The organism is Dickeya fangzhongdai, assembly GCF_002812485.1.
Classification (GTDB): Bacteria; Pseudomonadota; Gammaproteobacteria; order Enterobacterales; family Enterobacteriaceae; genus Dickeya; species Dickeya fangzhongdai.
Window position 1 is genome coordinate 308,212 of sequence record NZ_CP025003.1, and the last position, 16,761, is coordinate 324,972.

The 16,761-nt window shown below is 59.0% G+C and carries 13 protein-coding genes; 7 read left to right on the forward strand and 6 right to left on the reverse strand.

Annotated elements, in window-relative coordinates; all coding sequences use genetic code 11:
* Nucleotides 1–30: 30 nt before the first annotated feature.
* The 6 genes from accC to acuI form a co-directional block, all read right to left on the reverse strand.
* Complete coding sequence (accC, locus tag CVE23_RS01440; protein WP_038917540.1) at nucleotides 31–1,374, reverse strand: acetyl-CoA carboxylase biotin carboxylase subunit; 1,344 nt, start codon at nucleotides 1,372–1,374, stop codon at nucleotides 31–33.
* An 11-nt stretch (nucleotides 1,375–1,385) separates the two neighbouring features.
* Complete coding sequence (gene accB / locus CVE23_RS01445) at nucleotides 1,386–1,847, reverse strand: acetyl-CoA carboxylase biotin carboxyl carrier protein (protein WP_038917541.1); 462 nt, start codon at nucleotides 1,845–1,847, stop codon at nucleotides 1,386–1,388.
* A gap of 35 nt (nucleotides 1,848–1,882) precedes the next feature.
* The gene (gene aroQ, locus CVE23_RS01450; RefSeq protein WP_029456545.1) at nucleotides 1,883–2,335 is read right to left on the reverse strand and encodes a type II 3-dehydroquinate dehydratase; all 453 of its coding nucleotides are present in this window, start codon (nucleotides 2,333–2,335) and stop codon (nucleotides 1,883–1,885) included.
* Between the two features lie 238 nt (nucleotides 2,336–2,573).
* Nucleotides 2,574–3,173 carry a protein-methionine-sulfoxide reductase heme-binding subunit MsrQ gene (gene msrQ, locus CVE23_RS01455; protein WP_049854035.1) on the reverse strand — a complete coding sequence of 200 codons (600 nt, stop codon included), beginning with the start codon at nucleotides 3,171–3,173 and terminating at the stop codon, nucleotides 2,574–2,576.
* Between the two features lie 68 nt (nucleotides 3,174–3,241).
* Nucleotides 3,242–4,243, reverse strand: coding sequence for a protein-methionine-sulfoxide reductase catalytic subunit MsrP (msrP, locus tag CVE23_RS01460; protein WP_100848719.1), 1,002 nt, complete (start codon nucleotides 4,241–4,243; stop codon nucleotides 3,242–3,244).
* A 276-nt stretch (nucleotides 4,244–4,519) separates the two neighbouring features.
* The gene (gene acuI, locus CVE23_RS01465; RefSeq protein WP_100848720.1) at nucleotides 4,520–5,506 is read right to left on the reverse strand and encodes an acrylyl-CoA reductase (NADPH); all 987 of its coding nucleotides are present in this window, start codon (nucleotides 5,504–5,506) and stop codon (nucleotides 4,520–4,522) included.
* A gap of 152 nt (nucleotides 5,507–5,658) precedes the next feature.
* Here acuI and csrD point away from each other — a divergent pair, with 152 nt between their 5' ends.
* The 7 genes from csrD (at nucleotide 5,659) to yhdP (ending at nucleotide 16,731) form a co-directional block, all read left to right on the forward strand.
* Nucleotides 5,659–7,605, forward strand: a complete 1,947-nt coding sequence (csrD, locus tag CVE23_RS01470) for an RNase E specificity factor CsrD (protein ID WP_038917545.1) — start codon at nucleotides 5,659–5,661, stop codon at nucleotides 7,603–7,605.
* A gap of 314 nt (nucleotides 7,606–7,919) precedes the next feature.
* Nucleotides 7,920–8,963, forward strand: a complete 1,044-nt coding sequence (gene mreB / locus CVE23_RS01475) for a rod shape-determining protein MreB (RefSeq protein ID WP_012883014.1) — start codon at nucleotides 7,920–7,922, stop codon at nucleotides 8,961–8,963.
* A gap of 103 nt (nucleotides 8,964–9,066) precedes the next feature.
* Nucleotides 9,067–10,206 (forward strand): rod shape-determining protein MreC, encoded by a 1,140-nt coding sequence (gene mreC, locus CVE23_RS01480; protein ID WP_049854032.1) that lies wholly within the window; start codon nucleotides 9,067–9,069, stop codon nucleotides 10,204–10,206.
* Between the two features lie 13 nt (nucleotides 10,207–10,219).
* Complete coding sequence (gene mreD / locus CVE23_RS01485) at nucleotides 10,220–10,708, forward strand: rod shape-determining protein MreD (protein ID WP_033570505.1); 489 nt, start codon at nucleotides 10,220–10,222, stop codon at nucleotides 10,706–10,708.
* A gap of 24 nt (nucleotides 10,709–10,732) precedes the next feature.
* Nucleotides 10,733–11,326 carry a Maf family protein gene (locus CVE23_RS01490; RefSeq protein ID WP_038917548.1) on the forward strand — a complete coding sequence of 198 codons (594 nt, stop codon included), beginning with the start codon at nucleotides 10,733–10,735 and terminating at the stop codon, nucleotides 11,324–11,326.
* Complete coding sequence (rng, locus tag CVE23_RS01495) at nucleotides 11,316–12,785, forward strand: ribonuclease G (RefSeq protein ID WP_038663199.1); 1,470 nt, start codon at nucleotides 11,316–11,318, stop codon at nucleotides 12,783–12,785. Before CVE23_RS01490 ends, rng begins: the two co-directional genes overlap by 11 nt.
* Nucleotides 12,786–12,894: 109 nt before the next feature.
* Nucleotides 12,895–16,731 carry an AsmA2 domain-containing protein YhdP gene (gene yhdP, locus CVE23_RS01500; RefSeq protein ID WP_100850385.1) on the forward strand — a complete coding sequence of 1,279 codons (3,837 nt, stop codon included), beginning with the start codon at nucleotides 12,895–12,897 and terminating at the stop codon, nucleotides 16,729–16,731.
* Nucleotides 16,732–16,761 lie beyond the last annotated feature (30 nt).

The window sequence follows — 16,761 nt, forward strand, 5'->3', positions numbered from 1 at the left end:
ATGGCCGGCCCGTTTCATCGGTGCGGGAGATTACTGCAGGCCGAGTTTCTTTTCCAGATAGTGGATGTTGGTGCCACCATGCTGGAAGTTTTCGTCGGACATGATGCGCATCTGCAATTCCACATTGGTCTTGATGCCATCAATGATCAGTTCCGCCAGTGCGTTCTTCATACGGGAAATAGCGATGTCGCGGCTTTCACCGTAGGTGATCAGCTTGCCGATCATGGAATCGTAGTGCGGCGGCACGGTGTAGCCCGCGTAAATGTGCGATTCCCAGCGCACGCCAAAACCACCCGGCGCGTGGAAGCGGGTGATCTTGCCAGGGCTCGGCAGGAAGGTGTTCGGGTCTTCCGCGTTGATACGGCATTCCACCGCATGGCCGCGCACCTGCACTTCGCTCTGCTTGATGGACAACGGCTGACCAGCGGCGATGCGCAGCTGTTCTTTGATCAGGTCGACGCCGGTAATCATTTCCGTCACCGGGTGTTCTACCTGAATACGGGTGTTCATCTCGATAAAGTAGAACTCGCCGTTTTCGAACAGGAACTCAAACGTACCGGCGCCACGGTAGCCGATGTCCACACAGGCTTTGGCGCAGCGATCGCCGATATAGCGACGCAGATCGGCGGTGATGCCCGGCGCCGGCGCTTCTTCGACCACTTTCTGGTGGCGGCGCTGCATGGAGCAGTCGCGCTCAGCCAGATAGATGGCGTTGCCCTGGCCGTCTGCCAATACCTGGATCTCCACGTGACGCGGATTTTCCAGATATTTTTCCATGTAGACCATGTCGTTGTTGAACGCCGCTTTTGCTTCCGCGCGGGTCATGGCGATGGATTGCTCCAGCTCTTTCTCGCTGCGTACCACACGCATACCGCGACCGCCGCCGCCGCCGGAGGCTTTGATAATGACCGGATAACCGATGCGCTTACCGATAGCGCGGTTCTTATCCATGTCGTCGCCCAACGGGCCGTCAGAGCCCGGCACACAGGGAACACCGGCTTTTTTCATGGCGCTGATGGCGGACACTTTGTCGCCCATCAGGCGAATGGTGTCGGCGCGCGGACCGATGAAAATGAAGCCGGAGCGCTCAACCTGCTCGGCGAAGTCGGCGTTTTCGGACAGGAAACCGTAACCGGGGTGGATCGCCACCGCGCCGGTGATTTCCGCCGCAGAAATGATCGCCGGAATATTCAGGTAGCTTTTCGCAGACTGCGCCGGGCCGATGCACACGGTTTCGTCCGCCAGCAATACGTGTTTCAGGTCGCGGTCCGCTGTGGAGTGCACGGCGACGGTTTTGATGCCCAGTTCTTTACAGGCACGCAAAATGCGCAGAGCAATCTCACCGCGGTTGGCGATGACAATTTTATCTAGCATGGTAAGCCTCGTTATTCGATGACAACCAGTGGCTCGTCAAATTCAACCGGCTGGCCGCTTTCAACCAGAATGGCTTTCACCACGCCTGCTTTGTCCGCTTCGATCTGGTTCATCATTTTCATTGCTTCAACGATGCACAGGGTATCGCCCACTTTTACCTGCTGGCCGACTTCCACGAAGGCTTTGGCGTCCGGGCTCGGCGTACGGTAGAAGGTGCCGACCATCGGCGAGCGCACGACGTGACCGCTGATGGCGGCCGGCGCGGCTTCTGCAGCGGCGGCGGGCGCAGCAACCGGGGCGGCGGCCGGAGCGACCTGCGGCATCGGTGCGTAGGCCTGTTGCATAATGGGGTAGCTACCCGGCGCCGGAGCGCGACTGATGCGTACTGACTCTTCGCCTTCGGAGATTTCCAGTTCGGCGATGCCGGATTCTTCAACCAGTTCGATCAGCTTCTTGATTTTACGAATATCCATGAATGTGGTTCCGTACTCTTGTTTATTGGAAACGGTTAATTGGACGTTGACAGGCGTTTGACCGCCGTCTGTAAACCATAATGGTATCCGTCTGCCCCCAGACCGCAGATCACCCCGGCCGACACGTCGGACAGGTAGGAGTGATGGCGGAAGGGTTCACGCGCGTACACGTTGGTCAGATGGATCTCGATAAACGGGATGGCGACCGCCAGCAGGGCATCCCGCAGCGCCACACTGGTGTGGGTAAAGGCTGCCGGGTTAATCAGAATGAAATCGGTGTTTCCTCTGGCCTGATGGATACGGTCAATCAGCTCATGTTCCGCATTCGACTGCAGGTGGGAAAGCTGCACGTTTAGCGCTGCCGCATCCTGCTCCAGTCGGCTCACAATCTCCGCCAGCGTCGTATGGCCGTATTTGTCCGGCTCACGGGTGCCCAGCAGATTCAGGTTTGGACCGTTAAGGAGCAAAATGTGAAACTTGTCTGCCATTGTGCTGCTATCTCCCTCGATTGGCTCAGTGGCGCACAACATAACGCGAAGCTATCCGTTTGTCACCCTTTGCCGGGCGAAAATATCCGTTTTCACCCGCAAGGTTTGAACATTATAGCCATATCGTAGCAGTTGGCAGCGAAATACTGGTCTTATCTCCGGAGTTGCCACGTCGTCATTGACAAATTTTTACGAAATTTCACGGAGAACGCCGCCTGATTTACGCCGATATTCGCGATTAACGACGCCACTGACGCAATTTCTTGTAGCGAAAAAGCAGCAAGATGACGGCAACTGACGCGTAAATGATTGGCAATGGCGACAGCGATTTGACCGACCAAAGATAATGAACCGGGGCGAGGATCGCGACCAGATAAATGAGATTATGCAGCTTTTGCCAGCGAGCTCCCAGTTTTCGCTGCGCCGATTGGGTGGAGGTCGCCGTCAGCGCCAGCAGGATTAGCCAGCTCGCCATACCGAGCGTCAGGTAAGGTCGCAGGAAAATCTCTTTTCCCAACAGATCGAGATGATTGGCCCCCAACTCCAGCAAGGTGTAGCTAAGCAGGTGCAGGCTGGCCCAGGCAAAACACCACAGCCCCAGCAGGCGGCGACAACGGATCAGCAATGGCTGTTTGCCGTAGCGCGCCAGCGGCGTCACCATCAGCGTCGCCAGCAGCAGTTTAAGCGCCATTCGGCCGGTAAAATGCTGGATATCTTTTGCCGGATCGGCGCTGAACGCGCCCTGATTGACGGCGAATACCAGCCATGCCAGCGGCAGGAACGCCGCCAGATGCAGCACCACTTTCAGGGCTGTGATGTGTCGGGCGGTTAAACGCATGCGGACGTTTTCCTGTGCATTGAGCATTCCTGTGAGTCCCGGGCCATATGGAGTAAACCCTGCGGCGATCAGTAATTCGCCCGTAAATCCAGCCCCTGATACAGCGAGGCGACCTGGTCGGCATAACCGTTGAACAGCAGCGTCGGCTGGCGCTGAACGTTCAACAATCCGCCGGAGCCGATCACCCGTTCGCTGGCCTGTGACCAGCGCGGATGGTCGACGTTCGGATTGACGTTGGCGTAAAACCCGTACTCGTTGGGCGCGGACAGGTTCCAGGTGGACGGCGGTTGCTGTCGGGTCAGCCGGATATGCACGATGGATTTGATGTTCTTGAAGCCGTATTTCCACGGCGTAACCAGCCGTATCGGCGCGCCGTTTTGCGGCGGCAGCGTTTTGCCGTATACGCCGACCGCCAGCAACGTCAGCGGGTGCATGGCTTCGTCCAGGCGTAACCCTTCGACGTAGGGATAGTCCAGGCCGCCGCCCACGAAACTGTCTTTCTGACCGGGCATCTGCGCTGGGTCATAGAGCGTCTGAAAGGCGACATAACGGGCGTCGCTGGTTGGTTCGGCCAGTTTTATCAATTGCGACAGTTCAACGCCGACCCACGGGATCACCATCGACCAGGCTTCGACGCAGCGAAAACGGTAGATGCGTTCTTCCAGCGCGAAACGGCGACGAATGTCGTCGATATCCAGCGTCATGGGTTTGGCGACTTCGCCGTCAATCCGGACTTTCCAGCCCTCGGTCTTGAGACCGCCCGCGTTGGCGGCAGGGTCGGCCTTGTCCAGACCGAATTCGTAGAAGTTGTTGTAGCCGGTTACTTTGTCTTCCGGCGTTAACGCCAGATCCGGGCGCCACTGCGGCGGCTGACTGAACGTCAGCGGCTTACCGGGCGGGGCGACAGGCGCCTGCTTGCCCTGGAACCAGTTGAGCAGGTCGGCGCGCGCGCCGGACGACAGGCTCAGCGTGGCGGCGGTAAGACCCAGCGCCTTGAGGACGGTTCGGCGTTGGTGGAACAGGGATTCCGGCGTCACATCGGCGTCGGTCAGTTTGCGATGTCTGGGCATGGTGAACTCCCGCTTTTGATTATTGATGTCTGGCTGGGGGATTCGGGTTAAATGCTCGCCCTGAACGTGATGGCGATGTGGTCAGTATGCGGTGAAATAATGTGCCGGGGAAACGTTCTTTTTTTACCGGGTGTTACATTATACCGGATGTTGCATTATACCGGATGTTGCATTATACCGGATGTTACATTCTGCTGGGTGTTCCAGTTGTTCATTCTGGCGGTTGTTGCAAAAGGAGAAGAGGACAGGCCGTTGCCGGCCCGTCCTGAAACAGGGCTAATCCGCAGCGCCGACGCGCACCAGCGTACGGCCGGTAACCCGGTTTTCCAGCAGTGCAGCGGCGGTGGCGGGAACCTGCTCCAGCGTAATTTCCTGCGTAACCTGTTCATAGAAGGACGCCGGCAGCAGCGTGGCCAGACGACGCCAGGCTTCCTGACGCCGCGCGCGTGGCGTCATCACCGAGTCGACCCCTTGCAGGCGCACATTGCGCAGAATAAACGGCATCACCGTGGCGGGCAGCGATACGCCGCCCGCCAGCCCGCATGCCGCGACGGTCGCGCCGTAATGCATTTGGGTCAGCAGCGTCGCCAGCACCTGATCGCCCACCGTGTCGATGGCGCCTGCCCAGCGTTGTTTTTCCAGCGGACGACCGGCAGTGGCGAACTCCTTGCGATCCAACACCTGATGAGCGCCAAGTTGCTGCAGATAGGCGCTGTTGTCCGTCCGGCCGCTGATCGCCGTAACCTGATAACCCAGCGCGTGCAACAGCGCGACGGCGGTACTGCCGACGCCGCCGCTGGCGCCGCTGACCACCACCTCGCCGCTCGCCGGGGTCACCCCGCCTTCTTCCAGCGCCATGACGCACAGCATGGCGGTGAAACCGGCGGTGCCGAGGATCATCGCCTGACGCGGCGTGAGTCCCTGCGGCAACGGCACCAGCCAGTCGGCCCGCACCCGCGCCTGTTCCGCCAGCCCGCCCCAGTGATTTTCTCCCACGCCCCATCCGGTCAGTACTACGGGCTGCCCGGCCTGGAAGTCGGGATGGTCGCTGTGGTGAACGGTTCCGGCAAAATCGATACCCGGCACCATCGGGAATTGACGAATGATCTTCCCTTTACCGGTGATAGCCAGCGCATCCTTATAGTTGATGCCGGACCAGTCGACGTCGACGGTGACATCGCCATCAGGTAATTGTGACGGTTCAATGGTGCTGACATCGGCCAAAGTCAGACCGTCTTGTTGCCTGAGCACTAAAGCGCGCATAAAAATCCTCCTTATCGGGGACAAAAATAGAGGTAAATCATTTAAGGACTATATTTGTAACGGGTAGTATGCGAACTGATAAATCGCAAAGAACACACAAAGTATCTCATGAAAGCACTTTTCAATTCTTTGATACGGAGTTAGGCGCAGGGATGGGGTTGACTGCCAGAATATCGATATTGATGACGATGCTAACGACATTGGCCGTAGTGCTAATGTTGGCCAGCAGCATTTTCAGTTTTGTGTGTTATAGCCAGCAACGGATGGAGCACCAGCTCAGGGCGGTGGCGGCGAGTATTGATCAGGCGCTGCTGGTGCAGCCGCCCGGCAGTATCCAGTTCTGGTTGCCGGCGGTGATGAAAGCGGCCGGAATCGTGGAGCTGGAGATTCGCGACGGTCACGAAAGCCTCTATTTATTACGTTTGCCGGAAATGTTGTCTGACGGCGAGGATCGGGCGCTGCTCTATCGTCACACCCGTTTATCGCTGCTGCACCATACTGACGTGCGGGTAAACGTAACCTACGTCGACCCGCTGTTCGGCATACCGCGTTATCTCAAATCCGCCTTGTCCATCGTGCTGGTGATTTTGCTGATCGCGGTGACCGTGTTTCATGGCGTGCGCTGGCTACGACGTCAAATGGCCGGACAGGAACAGTTGGAGAAGCGAGCCCGACGCATTCTGGCGGGCGAGCGCGACACCGTGATGCACGGTTCGGTACACGAATGGCCGGCGACGGCCAGCGGCGCGCTGGACCAGTTGCTGCTGGATCTGGCGGAAGCGCGCGAAGCGCGCAGTCGGGTGGATACGCTGATCCGCTCGTTCGCGGCGCAGGATGCGCAAACCGGCCTGAATAACCGGCTGTTTTTTGAAAATCAGCTCGCCACGCAACTGGAAGATCCGGAAGACGTCGGCACGCACGGCGTGGTGATGATGATCCGCCTGCCGGATTTTGACACCCTGCAGGAAACGCACGGCTACGGCGGCGTGCTCGAAGAGTATCGCAATACCCTGATCAACCTGCTGTCCACGTTTGTCTTACGCTACCCCTCCGCGCTGCTGGCGCGTTACTACCACAGTGATTTTACGGTGCTGTTGCCGCACCGCACCCTGAAAGAAGCGGACAGCATCGCCAGCCAACTGGTGAAAGCGATCGATATTCTGCCGGTTACGCCGCTGATCGATCGGGAAGACATTTTGCACATCGGCATCAGCGCCTATCACGGCGGGCAGACCACCGAACAGGTGATGGAAAGCGTGGAAGATGCCACCCGCAACGCCGTATTGCAGGGCGGCAACGGCTGGTGCGTTTATGACCGGCGGGTGCCGGAAAAAGGCCGCGGCAGCGTGAAGTGGCGCACGCTGCTGGAACATACCCTGTTGCGCGGCGGGCCGCGTTTGTATCAGAAACCGGCGATTACCCGCGACGGCGAGTTGCATCACCGGGAAATGTTTAGCCGAATTTATGATGGCACCCAGGAATTGCTGGAGGCGGAGTACATGCCGCTGGTGCGTCAGCTTGGCCTGACTTCCGGTTATGACCGTCAGTTGATCAACCGGGTGATTGCCCTGACGGTCAGTTGGCAGGATTCGGTACTGGCTTTACCGATTACGGTGGATTCGCTGTTGCAGCGGCCGTTCCTGCGCTGGCTGCGCGAAACGTTGCTCCAGTGTCCGAAAAGGCAGCGCGAGCGATTATTGTTTGAACTTGCTGAAGCGGATGTGTGTCAATATATCGGCCGTTTGCGACCGATACTTGCCATGATCACCGGTCTGGGCTGCCGGCTGGCGGTGACGCAGGCCGGGCTGACGCTGGTCAGCACCGCCTATATCAAGTCGCTGAGGGTGGAGGTGATCAAGCTGCACCCGGGGCTGGTGCGCAGCCTGGATAAGCGACCGGAGAACCAGCTGTTCGTCAGTAGTCTGACCGAGGCCTGTAAGGGGACGCACGCCCAGGTGTTCGCCGCCGGCGTGCGTACGCGCGAAGAGTGGCAGACGTTGCTGGATAAAGGCGTTTGCGGCGGTCAGGGCGATCTGTTCGCCGCTTCCGAGCCCGTCGGCAACACGCTGAAAAAATATTCACCGCGCACGTATGTTTGATGTCAAAATCCGAACAAATTAGCGTAGAATATCGGCGCCATAGCGTAGCTGACCGGTTTGCTGAACGGGGCGGCGCGCACGAAAATGTTAGATTTTATGTCGGTGGTTCGCGCAATTTTCGGGGACAGCTCGCGACAATCCCAGCCGCTGCCAGAAGGATCGCTGTTCTGCAGGCATTTATTATCATGGCAATTTGCGCAAACATCATTTTTTCACCGTAGCAGAGCCGGTTAGCGCCTTGTCGCTGTTGCGTGTGGTTGGTACAGTAAGCGGATTTCATTTCCGCCCCCAGCTTGCAGGATTATCCTTTAGTTATGTTTAAGAAATTTCGTGGCATGTTTTCCAACGACTTGTCCATCGACCTGGGTACCGCCAATACCCTGATTTACGTAAAAGGACAAGGCATTGTACTGAATGAGCCTTCCGTGGTGGCTATTCGCCAGGATCGTGCCGGTTCCCCGAAAAGCGTGGCCGCCGTCGGTCACGAGGCCAAACAGATGTTGGGCCGTACGCCGGGTAATATCGCCGCCATTCGTCCGATGAAGGACGGCGTGATCGCCGACTTCTTCGTCACCGAAAAAATGCTGCAGCACTTCATCAAGCAGGTGCACAGCAACAGCTTCATGCGTCCGAGTCCGCGCGTGCTGGTGTGTGTGCCGGTCGGCGCTACCCAGGTTGAACGCCGTGCGATCCGCGAATCCGCTCAGGGCGCAGGCGCCCGTGAAGTGTTCCTGATCGAAGAGCCGATGGCGGCTGCGATCGGCGCCGGTTTGCCGGTATCCGAAGCGACCGGCTCCATGGTAGTGGATATCGGCGGCGGTACCACGGAAGTGGCGGTGATCTCCCTGAACGGCGTGGTGTACTCCTCCTCGGTACGTATCGGCGGCGACCGTTTCGACGAAGCCATCATCAACTATGTTCGTCGTAACTACGGCTCCCTGATTGGTGAAGCGACCGCTGAGCGTATCAAACACGAAATCGGTTCCGCCTATCCGGGCGACGAAGTGCGCGAAATCGAAGTGCGCGGTCGTAATCTGGCTGAGGGCGTGCCGCGCGGTTTCAACCTCAACTCCAATGAAATCCTGGAAGCGCTGCAGGAACCGCTGACCGGTATCGTCAGCGCCGTGATGGTCGCACTGGAGCAGTGCCCGCCGGAACTGGCGTCCGATATTTCTGAACGCGGCATGGTATTGACCGGCGGCGGCGCGCTGTTGCGCAACCTCGATCGCCTGCTGATGGAAGAAACCGGCATTCCGGTCGTGGTGGCGGAAGATCCGCTGACCTGCGTAGCGCGTGGCGGTGGTAAGGCGTTGGAAATGATCGACATGCATGGCGGCGATTTGTTCAGCGAAGAATAATCCGGCCAGAACAAAGAAGGGGGACCGATCGCATGGATGAAAGCCTGCCGTATTCATCCCGCGTGGTAGCCCCCTTTTTTATTGTCGAGGAATACGCAATTTTATGAAGCCGATTTTTAGCCGGGGCCCTTCCCTGCAACTGCGCCTTTTTCTTGCAGTTATTACCGCAATTGTCATTATTTTTGCTGACAGTCGGCTCGGTACGTTTGTCAAAATCAGAACGTACATGGATACCGCCGTCAGCCCGTTCTATTTTCTGGCGAATGGCCCGCGCGCCATGCTGGATAACCTGTCCGCCAATCTGACCTCCCGTGAACAGCTGGAGCGGGAAAATACCGCCCTGCGTCAGGAACTGCTGCTGAAAAACAGCGATCTGCTGCTGCTGGGGCAATTTCGTCAGGAGAACGCCCGTCTGCGCGAACTGCTGGGGTCGCCGCTGCGTCAGGAAGAGCAGAAGATGGTCACGCAGGTGCTGTCCTCCGGTTCCGATCCCTATAGCGATCAGGTGGTGATCGACAAAGGCAACGTCAATGGCGTGTATGAAGGGCAACCGGTCATCAGCGATAAAGGCGTGGTCGGCCAGGTTGTCGCGGTGGGGCAGTTTACCAGCCGCGTGCTGTTGATTTGCGATGCGTCTCATGCGCTGCCGATTCAGGTGCTGCGCAACGACATCCGCGTTATCGCCGCCGGCAACGGCTGCACCGAGGATTTACAACTGGAACATCTGCCCAACAATACCGATATTCGGGTCGGCGATGTGCTGGTCACCTCCGGTCTGGGCGGGCGTTTCCCGGAAGGGTATCCGGTGGCGGTGGTGTCGTCCGTGAAAGTGGACACCCAGCGCGCTTACACCGTTATTCAGGCGCGTCCTACCGCTGAGCTGCAACGTCTGCGTTATCTGTTGCTGATGTGGGGCGTCGACAGCAATTCCCGCACCGCGCTGCCGCCGGACGACGTGCACCGGGTAGCGAACGAGCGCCTGATGCAGATGATGCCGCACGTGCTGCCGTCGCCAGAGGAAATGGGGCCGCCTGCGCCGTCATCAAACACACCGGCGGCTGACTTTGTCGGCCCGCCCGCGCCGCCTGCTAAAACGGCGCCGGCCAAAACCAATAATGCGGCGCCGTCTAAACCGGCTAACGCCACATCGACCCGGCATACCACGACGCCAGCCGCCAATCCGGCTGCGCCGTCGCAGCAAAGGACCACGCCCGCGCCTGGCGCGTCGGGAGGTAACCAATGACGGGAGGTAACCCATGAATAGTTACCGCCGGCACGGGCACTGGATCATCTGGCTCTCTTTTCTGGTGGCAATGGTGCTGCAGATCATGCCCTGGCCGGATGACCTCTACATGTATCGCCCTTCCTGGTTGACGCTGATCCTGATTTATTGGGTGATGGCGTTGCCGCACCGGGTCAATGTCGGCACCGGGTTTGTGCTGGGGATGATCACCGACCTGATCCTCGGCTCCACGTTGGGAGTACGGGCGCTGGGGCTGAGCATCATCGCTTATCTGGTGGCGTTCAAATTCCAGTTGTTCCGCAACATGGCGCTGTGGCAGCAGGCGCTGATCGTCATGCTGTTGTCGCTGGTGCTGGATTTACTGGTGTTCTGGGCGGAGTTCCTGGTGATCAATGTCTCTTTACGGCCGGAAATTTTCTGGAATAGTGTCGTCGACGGCATATTGTGGCCGTGGCTGTTCCTGCTGATGCGCAAGATTCGCCGCCAGTTTGCCGTTCAATAACAAGCAAATGATAAGAGGAAAGAGATGACCGATCTGTATCTGGCGTCCGCGTCGCCTCGTCGCCGCGAACTGCTGACGTTGCTGGACCTCTCGTTCGATATTTTGAAGATCGATGTCGCCGAGCAACGCCAGCCGGATGAAACGCCGGAACAGTATGTCAGCCGTCTGGCGTGCGACAAAGCCGCCGCCGGCGTGGCGACGGCGCCGGTGGATTTGCCGGTGCTGGGCGCCGATACCATTGTGGTGCTGAACGGTCAGGTGCTGGAAAAACCCCGCGATGAAGAAGATGCCGCCCGCATCCTGCGCGCGTTGTCCGGCCAGCGTCATCAGGTGATGACCGCGCTGGCGCTGGCGGACCGTCGTGAGAGCGTGTCGGCGCGGGTCGTGACCGAGGTGCAATTCCGCACGCTGTCCGACGACGAAATTACGCAATATATCGCCAGCGGCGAGCCGATGGATAAAGCCGGCGCTTACGGCATTCAGGGAAAGGGCGGATGTTTCGTTAAATCGATTTTCGGGAGCTATCACGCCGTGGTAGGGTTGCCATTGGTGGAAACTCTTGAATTGTTCACACATTTTTCTGCACGGCGTAAAGAACGAGGAACCCATGACCGCTGAGTTGCTGGTAAACATTACCCCTTCAGAGACGCGTGTCGCTTATATCGACGGCGGTATTTTGCAGGAAATCCATATCGAGCGGGAAGCCCGGCGTGGAATTGTCGGCAATATCTACAAAGGCCGGGTCAGCCGTGTGCTGCCGGGCATGCAGGCGGCGTTCGTCGATATCGGGCTGGATAAAGCGGCGTTTCTGCACGCGTCCGATATCATGCCGCATACCGAGTGCGTGGCTGGCGACGAGCAGAAAAATTTCCATGTGCGCGACATCGCCGAACTGGTGCGTCAGGGGCAGGACCTGATGGTCCAGGTGGTGAAAGACCCGCTCGGCACCAAGGGCGCGCGCCTGACTACCGATATTACGCTGCCGTCGCGTTATCTGGTGTTCATGCCGGGCGCGTCGCACGTCGGGGTATCTCAGCGTATTGAAAGCGAAGCCGAGCGCGAGCGCCTGAAAAAGACGGTGGCCGATTACTGCGACGAGCAGGGCGGCTTTATCATCCGTACCGCCGCCGAGGGCGTGGGCGAAGAAGAGCTGGCGCAAGATGCCGCCTTTCTCAAGCGCTTGTGGACCAAGGTGATGGAACGCAAAAAGCGCAACCAGACCAAATGCAAACTGTATGGCGAGCTGGCGCTGGCCCATCGCATCCTGCGTGATTTCGCCGGCGCGTCGCTGGATCGCATCCGTGTTGATTCAAAGCTGACCTACGACTCGCTGCTGGAATTCACCGCCGAATACATCCCGGAAATGACCAGCAAGCTGGAGCATTACAGCGGCAAACAGCCGATTTTCGACCTGTACGACGTGGAAAACGAGATTCAGCGGGCGCTGGATCGCAAGGTAGAACTGAAATCCGGCGGCTACCTGATTATCGACCAGACGGAAGCGATGACCACCATCGACATCAACACCGGCGCGTTTGTCGGTCACCGCAATCTGGACGAAACCATTTTCAATACCAATATCGAAGCGACGCAGGCGATTGCCCGTCAGCTGCGGCTGCGTAATCTGGGCGGGATCATCATCATCGATTTCATCGACATGGGGAATGAGGATCACCGCCGTCGCGTGCTGCATTCGCTGGAGCAGGCGCTAAGCAAGGATCGGGTCAAAACCGGCATCAGCGGCTTCTCTCAATTGGGACTGGTGGAGATGACGCGCAAGCGCACCCGTGAGAGCATAGAACATGTGTTGTGTAGCGAGTGTCCTACCTGTCACGGCCGCGGGTCGGTAAAAACCGTGGAAACCGTGTGCTATGAAATCATGCGCGAAATCGTGCGTGTACACCATGCTTATGATTCCGACCGCTTCCTGGTTTACGCCTCGCCGGCGGTGGGCGAAGCATTGAAAAGCGACGAGTCGCATGCACTGGCGGAAGTGGAGATTTTCGTCGGCAAACAGGTCAAGGTTCAGATCGAACCCCTGTACAGCCAGGAACAGTTTGATGTGGTCATGATGTAAGGCCATGCCGCCCGCCGCCAAGACCGGCTGGCGGGTTTTTCTCTGTTAAGGTTTTCGCTCGTCGCCGGTGACGAACAACGAGGAGACATGTGTGAGGCGACTGGCCGGCATAAAACGATTGCCCGGAATAGCAGCAGCCACGGGGGCCATTCTGATTGTACTGGTCGCGCTGCTGGTCAGCGGCCTGAGAATGGTGCTGCCGACGCTGGATACTTTCCGGCCACAGGTCGTGGCCTGGGCGCAGTCCGTCACCGGTTTGCCGATGGAGGTGGAGAGCCTCAGCGGCAGTTGGGAAACCTTCGGCCCCACGCTGGATATCACTAATCTACGTATTCATCATCCGGATGCCGAGTGGCAATCGGAACGCATTTCGGTAGCGCTGGATGTCTGGCAGTCGCTGCTGCATCTGAAGTGGAAATTCCGCGATCTCACGTTTTATCACCTGCAAGTAGACATCAAAACGCCGATCGATCCCGATCGACAGCGCGCCCGCACCTGGGAACCGGATCAACTTGGCTCGCTGTTCCTGCGACAGTTCGATCATTTCGATCTGCGCAATAGCCGCATTCGTTTCCTGACCCCGGCGGGTACCCAGGCCGAACTGCAAATTCCCCAACTGACCTGGCTGAACGGTAAAAACCGGCACCGGGCGGAAGGGCAAATTAGCCTGTCCAGCCTTAACGGCCCGCACGGCATGGTGCAGCTGCGCATGGATTTGCGCGACGAGCAGGGCTGGCTGAATAACGGCGTGGTCTATCTGCAGGCCGACAACATCGACATGAAACCGTGGCTGGGCCGCTGGATTCGCAACAACACCGGGCTGGAGAGCGCCAATTTCAGCCTCGCCGCCTGGTTGCAGGTGCGGGAAGGCGACATATACGGCGGCGATCTGTTGCTCAGTCAGGGCGATGCCAGCTGGCGCGACGGCACCACGCTGCACCGGCTGGGCATTAACGGCATGACGCTGCACGCCAGCCGCTACCAGAACGGCTGGCAGTTGGATGTGCCGGCGCTGAACCTGTCCACCGATGGCGTCGACTGGCCGAAAGGGCAACTGTCCGCCCTGTGGCTGCCGTCGGATACGCAGTTGCTGGGGCCGGACCGCCCGGCCGAGTTACGCATCCGCGGTCGTCATCTGGCGCTGGATCGTCTGGGGCCGTTGCTGCCGCTGTTAAGCACCACCACGCCGGAACTGAAAACCCGCTGGCAGGCACTGCAACCGGAGGGACAACTGACCACGCTGGCGCTGGATATCCCCTTGCAGCAACCCGAACAGACCCGCTTTCAGGCGAGCTGGCAGGATGTCGGCTGGAAAAACTGGCGACTGCTGCCGGGTGCCAATCATGTTTCCGGCGAGGCGGCAGGCAGTCTGGCGCGCGGGCGGGTGCGGGTGAATCTGGCGCAGAGTACCTTGCCGTATCAGGACATGTTCCGCGCACCGCTGGATATCCGGCAGGCGGACGCCACGCTGGACTGGCGCAACGATCCTCAGGGCTGGGAGCTGTGGGGACAAGGGCTGGATGTTCGCTCCCGTTCGTTGTGGGCCAACGGTGATTTCCGCTATCGCCATCCCGCGCAGGGAGAACCACGGCTGGATATTCTGGCCGGGATTCGGCTCGGCGATGCCGCCGATGCCTGGCGCTATTATCCCGAGCCGTTTATGGGCAAGGATCTGGTGAATTACCTGACCGGCGCCATCAAATCGGGTCAGGTGGATAACGCCACGCTGGTGTTCGCCGGCAATCCGGCGCAGTTCCCGTTCGAGCATCAGGAAGGGCAATTCCAGGTCTGGGTGCCGCTGGAAAAATCGCGTTTCGAGTTCCAGCCCGGCTGGCCCGCGCTGGACAATCTGAATATTACCCTGAATTTCCTTAACAACGGCCTGTGGATGTCGGCGCCGCATGTGATGCTGGGCGAGGCCGAAGGGCGCAACATCAATGCGGTGATCCCGGACTACAGCAAGGAAAAGCTGCTGATTGACGGCGACATCAGCGGAAGCGGTAAGAAAGTGAGCGATTACTTCGCGCAGACGCCGATGAAACCCACGCTGGGCAGCGCGCTGACGCAGCTCCAGATTGGCGGAGACGTGCAGGGCAACCTGCATCTCGACATCCCGCTCAATGGCGGGCTGGTGAAGGCCAGCGGCGACGTAGCGCTCAACAATAACCATCTGTTTATCAAGCCGCTGGACGTGTCGCTCCAGTCGGTCAGCGGGACGTTCCATTACGATAACGGCAACCTCTCCAGCCAGACGCTACAGGCGCGCTGGCTCGAACAACCGCTGACCTTCAACTTTTCGACTCAGGAACAGGAAAAGGCGTTTCTGGTCAATGTCGGATTGCAGGGAAGCTGGGCGGTGTCCCGTTTGCCGGGGCTGCCCAAACCGGTAACGACGGCGCTGAATGGCAATGCCGGCTGGCAGAGCGCGGTACAGGTAACGCTGCCGCATCAGGGGCCATCCAGTTATGACGTGACGGTTCAGGGCGATCTTAAGGAAGTGAGCAGTCGCTTACCTTCTCCGCTGAATAAAGCCGGAGGAACGGCGCTGGGGCTGCAGGTCAGTGCCAAAGGGGACGTTCGCGGTTTCTCGCTCACCGGTTCATTGGGAAAAAACCAGTCTTTCAACAGTCAGTGGCTGCTTAAAGATAACCAAGTCATGCTGACGCGAGCCGCCTGGCAGGAAGGGGTGAAACCCCCGCCGCTGCCGGATGATTCGTCGCTGACGCTGGCGTTGCCGCCGCTGGACGGCGAGCGCTGGCTGGCGCTGCTGCCCGGCGTGCGCAACGCCGTTACGGCGCAGGCCGGAGCCAGCCGCTTTCAGTGGCCGGAGCGGGTGACGCTGACCACGCCGGAACTGAAAATACTCGGTCAGCAATGGCATGACCTGATGTTTACCAGCCGCAGCCAGAACGGCGGCAGCGAAATTACCGCCGCCGGCAGAGAAATCGACGGTCGCCTGCTGATCCCAGCTTCCGGGCTGTGGCGCGGCGATGTGCGCTATCTTTATTATAATCCGCAGTGGCAAGGGGACGATGCGACCAACCCGGCGGCGCTGGCGGAGAAAAAATCGCCGCTCAACGATCCCAGCATTCGCTTTGAAGACTGGCCGGCGCTGCAGTTTGAATGCCGTGAATGCTGGCTGATGGGGCAAAACGTCGGGCAGATGAAAGGCACGCTGCAACCGGAACCCAACAAGCTGGTGCTGGCTAACGGGCTGGTCGACAACGGTAAGGCCAGGCTGACGCTGGACGGCAGCTGGCAGGAAAGCGGCGAAGGCACCCGCACCGCGATCAAAGGGCAATTGTCCGGCGGCAGCCTGAGCGACAACGCCGACTGGCTGGGGCTGGCGACGCCGTTGCGCGCCGGCGCGTTCAAGATCGACTACGACCTATACTGGCACGGTTCGCCGTGGGCGCCGCATATTCCGAGCCTGAGCGGGATCCTGAAAACCGATATCGGCAAAGGCGAAATCGTCAACGTCGGCACCGGCCAGGCCGGGCAATTATTACGGCTGGTGAGTTTCGATGCGCTGCTGCGTAAGCTACAGTTTGATTTCAGCGACACCTTCGGCAAAGGCTTTTACTTTGACTCGGTTCGCAGCACGGCGTGGATAAAAGACGGGGTGCTGCACACCGATAATCTGCTGGTGGACGGCCTTGAGGCGGATATCGCCATGAAAGGCGACATCGACCTGGTGAAGCGCGAACTGTCGATGGAAGCGGTGGTGGCGCCGGAGATTTCCGCCACCGTCGGCGTGGCGACCGCCTTTGCGGTCAACCCGGTAATCGGGGCGGCGGTGTTTGCCGCCAGCAAGGTGCTGGCGCCGCTGTGGAGTAAAATTTCCCTGATTCGTTACCACATTTCCGGTAGTGTGGATCAACCAAAGATTCAGGAAGTAGTGCGTGAACCGCAAAAAGCCAAGGCCGCCGAGGCGGCGGGCCAGTAACTGCGGTCTGGTTATCTGATGACATTGACA

What these genes read in the sequence shown, in the direction of transcription:
- accC (WP_038917540.1), bottom strand. Translation starts at nt 1,374, where the DNA reads ATGCTAGATAAAATTGTCATCGCCAACCGCGGTGAGATTGCTCTGCGC.
- accB (WP_038917541.1), bottom strand. Translation starts at nt 1,847, where the DNA reads ATGGATATTCGTAAAATCAAGAAGCTGATCGAACTGGTTGAAGAATCC.
- aroQ (WP_029456545.1), bottom strand. Translation starts at nt 2,335, where the DNA reads ATGGCAGACAAGTTTCACATTTTGCTCCTTAACGGTCCAAACCTGAAT.
- msrQ (WP_049854035.1), bottom strand. Translation starts at nt 3,173, where the DNA reads ATGCGTTTAACCGCCCGACACATCACAGCCCTGAAAGTGGTGCTGCAT.
- msrP (WP_100848719.1), bottom strand. Translation starts at nt 4,243, where the DNA reads ATGCCCAGACATCGCAAACTGACCGACGCCGATGTGACGCCGGAATCC.
- acuI (WP_100848720.1), bottom strand. Translation starts at nt 5,506, where the DNA reads ATGCGCGCTTTAGTGCTCAGGCAACAAGACGGTCTGACTTTGGCCGAT.
- csrD (WP_038917545.1), top strand. Translation starts at nt 5,659, where the DNA reads ATGGGGTTGACTGCCAGAATATCGATATTGATGACGATGCTAACGACA.
- mreB (WP_012883014.1), top strand. Translation starts at nt 7,920, where the DNA reads ATGTTTAAGAAATTTCGTGGCATGTTTTCCAACGACTTGTCCATCGAC.
- mreC (WP_049854032.1), top strand. Translation starts at nt 9,067, where the DNA reads ATGAAGCCGATTTTTAGCCGGGGCCCTTCCCTGCAACTGCGCCTTTTT.
- mreD (WP_033570505.1), top strand. Translation starts at nt 10,220, where the DNA reads ATGAATAGTTACCGCCGGCACGGGCACTGGATCATCTGGCTCTCTTTT.
- CVE23_RS01490 (WP_038917548.1), top strand. Translation starts at nt 10,733, where the DNA reads ATGACCGATCTGTATCTGGCGTCCGCGTCGCCTCGTCGCCGCGAACTG.
- rng (WP_038663199.1), top strand. Translation starts at nt 11,316, where the DNA reads ATGACCGCTGAGTTGCTGGTAAACATTACCCCTTCAGAGACGCGTGTC.